We start from the raw sequence: 6,391 nt of genomic DNA, 5'->3' as shown, positions 1-6,391 counted from the left end.
CCAACTCGGCCGCGGTTTGCTTTCGCTGGGCCAATTCAAACAAGGGGGGCATCAGTAAATAGAGTTCACGATTGGCGAGCCGCTGGATCACTGGCCAAAATACTTTGGCGTGGCCGGGGTGATCGATGCTCCATTGCCGCCAATATTCGTTACCTTGGTGCGAAAGCGACAGCTGATCGACCAAAAGTTGACCATCCATGGGGATGGCCCCGGTAAAGCCACGTGCGATGCGGACGAGGTCCCAGCGGCCGGTAGGGGTAGTAGGATCGACCACCAGTTTTTTCTGACGCAGGTAGATTGCGGTTTTGGGTGTCGAGGCAGTGCGGCGGATCGGCGTGATCTGCAAATGAACGAGCGGGATTTCATAAAACTGAAAGTCTCGCATGACAAAGGTGTCTGGCGAAATTTCCCGGCCGCTGACAAATCCCTGGGTCCGAACGAATAGCAAGACGAACAAGGATACTAAAATCGTCCCGATCACGATGACCCAGCGCTTCAATGAACCCCGCTGTTTTCGGAGCGTTCGCGGTTTGGAGCCGCGAGCGGAACCGGACGATGATGTTGATACCGTGGTAGACAAGGGAGCCTGGATGAAAGATGTTGCGGAAAAAGTGAAGAATCGAAGGGATACGAACGATTGTCAAACAGTATATGCGTTTCGTAGCGAGCGGATTTCGTCGCAATTCTTCGCAAATCGTGATTGATATCTTAAGCCATCCTGACGCGTAGAGCGATGAAACGTAACCCATCCATCTTAACCCTGCGAAGTTCGCGTGATCGAGGTCACTTGGCACTGATGCCAGTGACCCCTACTCGGTTATCGCGACCTTACAGCGTGTTTGGGGGGCGGGATTCCGATCCGGCTCTTCAGGACGAATCGGTCGTCGACGACGTGCCGCTGAGTCCCAGCCCGTTGGATGATAGTGTCGAGAAGAAACGAAAACGTGCCGAAGCGGTTCTGTTTCTCTCAAAATCCCCTGTATCGCTTCGAAAACTTGCCCAATTGGCTCACTTGGCGGATGCAACCGAGGCCCGTACACTTGTCCGCGACCTCAATAGTACGTACGAAACCTATGGTCGAGCGTTTCGAGTGGAACTGATCGCGGGTGGTTATCGTCTGATGACCCGAGCGGCACTTTCCCCTTGGTTGGCTCGACTTGGACATTTGCCTTTAGCCACGCGGTTGTCGACGCCGATGATGGAAACGCTTGCGGTAGTCGCCTACCGTCAACCGGTTTCCCGAGCGGACATCGAATCGATTCGCGGTGTGGCTTGCGGTGATTTGTTGCGACAGTTGATGGAAAAGGACTTAGTCCGCATTGCAGGCCGTAGCGAAGAATTAGGCCGACCGTATCTTTACGGAACCACCAAACGTTTCTTACAACTTTTCGGATTAGCAAACACCGACAGTCTGCCTCCGATCCAGTGGCAAATTCTACAAGAAGCCCAGCCCGATCCCACTGCTGAAAACGAAGCTGAAGAAACCCCAGATTCAACATCTCTAGATCCGTCCCCTAACGATAATTTTTCATCCACGAAGGAGTCTGTCGTGAGCACCGCCGTAGCATCGGTTCTCTCCGAAGCCGATTCAGAAGTTCTGGTCGCCCTAGGTACCGCTGAAAATTCGTTTGACCCCAACACGGGTATCGTCGACGACGCGCAGTCCATCATCGAGGATGAAGAAGACGAGCTGTATGGCGACGACGATGATGAGGATGACGACGTCGACGTCGACGATGATTGGGACGACGACGACGAGGATGATCTCGACGACGAGGATGACGACGACGACGACGATCTTGACGAGGACGACCTCGATGAAGACGAAGATGACGACGAAGTCGAAGAAGAAAACGCCGACTGGGAAGAAGTCGACGACGACGATGAAGACGACGAGTGGGAAGACGACGACGACGACGACGACTGGGAAGACGAGGATGAGGACGACGACGAAGATTGGACTTAGTCGTCGTTGTTCCGGATCGCTCGCAGCGTTAGGTTCCTGCCCGCTTGCAGCTCTAGGCGCCTGATCGCTCGCAGCGTGTTCCCGTTACGAGATTTGCTGTCACGCAGCGACAATTTTCGCTCACCTCGGCCTCGAGTCCGAGGAATTTCTCAAGCGAGCGTCCGGCTTAGAAAAATCCTAACCCGACGCGTTAGCGAGGGACTTCAAGAAGTTCGCTGCAAATTAACGGAGGTCCCTCGCTCACGCTTTCTGAAGTTGCGCGTTTAGACGTTCTTCGGGCCAAGGGCCCAGCAATTTGCCTAGCCGCCCTCATTAAGTCCCAGCAAACGGCCGGACCGTTGGCCCTACAATTCGCTGGTTTTCTTGGACCCAGCCCGTTGGGCTGGGCTAGGAAAACGTCCGGGGCTTTGCCCCTAAACACAAACGCGCAACGTCAAAACTCATTCGCTGAATAATGATGATGATTGCTCGCGTTTACTCGTCACCTAAATTGAACAGGTGCCGCAGCGCTTCGAGCAATCCACGTTGGTGCCCTTCGGCGGCATCATCGCGGACTGACGACAGCGGCGGATGGAGCAATTTGTTGGTCAAACGATCAAACGATTTGTCGATCTCCTGAATCACCGAGGCGTCCACGTCTAATTGCTCGAGCTTGTTCTTCAGTCGCTTCAGCTCTTCCTCTTTGATCCCCGCCGCATTTTCGCGTAGGCGGCGAATCACCGGACCGGTCGACCGGTGATTGACGGCCAGGATCAAACGTTCGGTTTCATCCGCAATGATTTGCTGAGCCTTGGGATATTCTTTCTCACGCTCACGCCGATTACGTTCGCAGGCCGCTTTCAGATCATCGATCTGGTACAGATAAACGTTGGGAAAATCCCCCAACGCGGGATCAAAATCGCGAGGTACTGCGAGATCCAGGATCAACAACACGCGGCCTTGTCGCTTGCTGCGGATCGATTCGAACATCGCTCGGTCGACGATCGGATCGGGCGCACTGGTGGTCCCAATCAACAAGTCGGCTTCGATCAATTTCTCGGTCAATGATCCCCAGGGTGCCGTTTTCGCGTCGAAGCGTTTGGCTAATTCCTCCGCTCGCTGCGAGCTACGATTGATAATCGTGATCTTCGTCGCACCGGCTTGGACGAGATAAGGCAGTGTTTCTTCGCCCATTTCGCCCGCTCCGCAAACCACAATCTGTTTGTCGTGCAGCGAATCAAAGACCTCCGGGACCACTTCGCCGACCGCCACGCTTGGCACGCTGACGCGGCGACGATGGATTGACGTCTCTTGTTGAACCCGTTTGGCGGTACGGTTGGCCGCTTGAAAGACCGCATGCGTCAGCGGGCCCGCCGAACCGCTATTGCACGCCAAATCGTAGGCCTGTTTGACTTGCGACAAAATCTGAGCTTCACCTAAAACCATGCTGTCCAGACTCGCGGCTACCGTAAACAGATGCTCAACCGCTTCGGGGCCCGTTCGATAGATCATATGATGGATGACTTCGTCGGCCGACATGTGATGTTGGCCCGCCAGAAAATCGGCAACGGCATCCCGATCCAAACCGAGCGAATCGTCGTTGGTCGATGCGTACAACTCGACGCGGTTACAAGTGCTCAGCAGCACGACTTCGGCAGCGGGAAAACGCTTACGAAAATCGTTCAGTGCTGTTCCTACTTGGTCGGCGGTAAACGAAATGCGTTCGCGGAATTCGACCGCGGCATCATGATGGCTGCAACCAATCATTTGCAATTTCATGATCGTTGCACCTCCGAACACTTGTCTGGTGCGGTCATCACCATCGCATCGGTTGCTTTTACATCGGGGGTTTCGCCGCTACCGTGGGATGATGTCAGCACGCCCAAAAAGGCAAGCAGCAAAAAACCCAGACTCGCCAACGTCAAATAGATCGCCTTGCGACCGTGGCTCGCCGGAGCATAGAAAAATTCAACACACGTTGCCACGATCAACCACACCAAAAGTAGAAAACTGAGCAGGGTCCCTCCCTCGGTCCATCCGACATGGCCCCAACGATTCAAATTCATCACCACCCCGGCGATGACACCAATCGCAACCGCCGTCGTGCTGACAATCAAACAGCGGCGGTTCAGCCGGGCGAGTGTTTCGAGCGTTGGCAATCGCAATGCCGACCCGGCTCGTTTTCGTTTCAGTCGCGACGATTGAGCCAAGTACATCACGCCGGCCAAAAACCCGATCAACACGGCACCGGCACCGGTGGCCATGCCAAATGCATGGATACTCAACCAAACCTCCGCCGCCTCGCTGCGTGAAAACGGAGCCATCGGTCGTACGGCAATCGACAATCCGATCAGACCGAGGATGACCGGCAAAAAGAAGAAGCTGATGATCGTATCGGGGCGCCGCAGATAGAATACGAGAAAGCAAATCGCCATCCCAAGAGCCAACAGCAACGACCATTCTGACCAACTTGCCAGCAGTCCGCGGTCCCCCGCGCCACTGACATCCATCGTTCGCAGCACCAAGTAGCTGGTGTGCGCGAACAGCCCCAGCGACATCATCACGATGACGAGCAGGCCGCGGCCAGGTATCTTGCCTAGCAGGCGGAGTAGTTCTAAGACGAGCACGACGATGTAGCTCGCGAAGAAACAAGTCACGGTAATCTTGCTAAGAATAGCGAGCATCGTGGAGGTTTTGGGGCTTGGGGGACTGCGACGCTTGATGGGGGGGTGCCGTGGGGCAAACCACAGCGAACGGGGGACCCACGACAGCGGGCTCAAACGCGGCACAGCGGAATTTACAACGCTTTTCCAGCAACCATCCTACACTCTCACCAAAATTTGTCAGCTTGGCATGTTCTCGAAGCCACGAAACCACGATGCAAGATTCCCATCACAATCGCTACGCTCGCCAAATCCAATACGCTCCGATCGGCACCGAGGGGCAATCGCGGATCGAGCAATCGGCTGTGACGATTTTGGGCTGTGGGGCGCTCGGCAGTGTGGCCGCCGAGATTTTGGCCCGAGCCGGAGTGGGACGGTTGCGGTTGGTCGATCGCGATTTGGTGGAATGGACCAACCTGCAGCGACAATCGCTGTTTGACGAGAACGATGCGGCAAATGGCCGTGCCAAAGTGCAAGCGGCAAGCGAGCGGATCGCCCAAATCAACCGCTTGATCCAAATCGAACCGCTCGTGATTGATGTCACCGCCGCCAACATCATCGACGTGCTCAAAGGATCCGATTTGGTGATCGACGCTGCCGACAACTTTGCGATCCGTTTCCTGCTGAACGATTGGTCACTGAAACACAAAACCGCTTGGGTGCATGGCGGGTGCATTGGGGCGAGTGGGCAGGTGCGTTTGTTTGACGGGTTGGGATCCCCCTGTTTCCGCTGTCTGATCCCCGAGCCACCGCCGGCCGCATCGGTCCCCACCTGTGACACCGCTGGAGTGCTCGGCGCGGCCACGCACATGATCGCCAGCTTGCAGTGTCTCGAGGCACTCAAATGGCTGTCCGGTAACCATGATGCGGTTCACGATGAAGTCTGGTCGTTTGATCTTTGGCGAAACCGGTTCCGAGCGCTGCAACTCGATTCGAGTTTGTGTCAATCGTGCCGCGCCTGTGCCCGGCAGAAGTACGATTTTCTAGACGCCGATCACGATCGATCGGGTGCGGCCATGGAAATCTGCGGCCGCGACGCGGTGCAGATCACCCCTGCAGCGACCGCTAAGATCGCACTGAAACAAATCGCCCAGCGATGGCAAGGACAAGGCGAGGTGCAGGCCAATCCATTTTTTGTTCGCTTGACCATTCCAGCCCAAACGAATCAAGCCGAACTCAGGCTGACGCTGTTTGCCGATGGTCGTGCCGTGGTCGATGGTACCGAAGACCCCAGCCGAGCACGAACGCTGTACGATCGCTTCGTCGGCGGTTAGTTTGCAGCGGACACCCGTAGCGGAAGTCGTCAAGACTTTCGTGAATCGCCGGACAAGTCGAAACTCTTGACGAGTTTCGCTACGTTAAAACCGACCCGAAACTCTTCGCGAGTTTCGCTACGACGATGACGCAACAAAAAAAGGGCAGACGCTTTCACGTCTGCCCTTTGATTTTGATTGTCACGAATTCTTAGTGATGACTAGGAATCGTTGCCTTCGGATTTGTCCGAGTTGCCTTTGTCTTCGCCGACGCCGGCACTGACGGTTTCACTCGGTTCGGCCAATCCTCGTTTCTCGCCTTTGAAATCAAGACGAGTGATTTTGCCATCACTGTCCTTAAAGGCATCGATCACGATCGTGTCCTTGCCTTCGAAGGTGCCTTGCAGCAACTCTTCGCTGAGCGGATCTTCGATACGTTGCTCGATCGCTCGGCGAAGCGGACGTGCACCGTAATCGAGGTTGCTGCCCTTCTTGACCAAGAACTCTTTCGCTTCGTCGGTCAATTCGAT

General features: G+C 55.4%; 4 protein-coding genes and 2 pseudogenes. 2 read left to right on the top strand and 4 right to left on the bottom strand.

What is annotated here, in order from left to right; translation table 11 throughout:
- A pseudogene (locus tag ABX962_RS26720) lies at nucleotides 1–385 on the bottom strand (hypothetical protein); the annotation flags it as partial.
- 348 nt (nucleotides 386–733) lie between these two features.
- Between ABX962_RS26720 and scpB the strand changes: the two are divergent.
- Entirely contained in the window at nucleotides 734–1,966 is a 1,233-nt protein-coding gene (gene scpB / locus ABX962_RS26715) for an SMC-Scp complex subunit ScpB (protein WP_372723957.1), read from the top strand.
- 474 nt (nucleotides 1,967–2,440) lie between these two features.
- Here scpB and hemA read toward each other — a convergent pair whose 3' ends face one another.
- Together hemA and ccsA are read right to left on the bottom strand one after the other, a co-directional pair.
- Nucleotides 2,441–3,724 carry a glutamyl-tRNA reductase gene (hemA, locus tag ABX962_RS26710; protein WP_372723955.1) on the bottom strand — a complete coding sequence of 428 codons (1,284 nt, stop codon included), beginning with the start codon at nucleotides 3,722–3,724 and terminating at the stop codon, nucleotides 2,441–2,443.
- Nucleotides 3,721–4,629: a cytochrome c biogenesis protein CcsA gene (gene ccsA / locus ABX962_RS26705; protein ID WP_372723953.1), complete on the bottom strand. Its 909-nt coding sequence runs from the start codon at nucleotides 4,627–4,629 to the stop codon at nucleotides 3,721–3,723. The genes hemA and ccsA overlap by 4 nt, the downstream gene beginning before the upstream one ends.
- A gap of 194 nt (nucleotides 4,630–4,823) precedes the next feature.
- Between ccsA and ABX962_RS26700 the strand changes: the two genes are divergently transcribed.
- Entirely contained in the window at nucleotides 4,824–5,882 is a 1,059-nt protein-coding gene (locus tag ABX962_RS26700; RefSeq protein ID WP_372723951.1) for a ThiF family adenylyltransferase, read from the top strand.
- A 200-nt stretch (nucleotides 5,883–6,082) separates the two neighbouring features.
- Here ABX962_RS26700 and ABX962_RS26695 read toward each other — a convergent pair.
- Nucleotides 6,083–6,391 (bottom strand): annotated as a pseudogene (locus ABX962_RS26695) (NDP-hexose 4-ketoreductase); the annotation flags it as partial.

Origin of the sequence: Novipirellula sp., assembly GCF_041583735.1 — a bacterium.
GTDB lineage: Bacteria > Planctomycetota > Planctomycetia > Pirellulales > Pirellulaceae > Novipirellula.
This window is presented reverse-complemented; position numbering and strand designations above follow the sequence as displayed.

Excerpts from the sequence above, each read along its gene's own strand:
- scpB (WP_372723957.1), top strand. The coding sequence starts at position 734 with ATGAAACGTAACCCATCCATCTTAACCCTGCGAAGTTCGCGTGATCGA.
- hemA (WP_372723955.1), bottom strand. The coding sequence starts at position 3,724 with ATGAAATTGCAAATGATTGGTTGCAGCCATCATGATGCCGCGGTCGAA.
- ccsA (WP_372723953.1), bottom strand. The coding sequence starts at position 4,629 with ATGCTCGCTATTCTTAGCAAGATTACCGTGACTTGTTTCTTCGCGAGC.
- ABX962_RS26700 (WP_372723951.1), top strand. The coding sequence starts at position 4,824 with ATGCAAGATTCCCATCACAATCGCTACGCTCGCCAAATCCAATACGCT.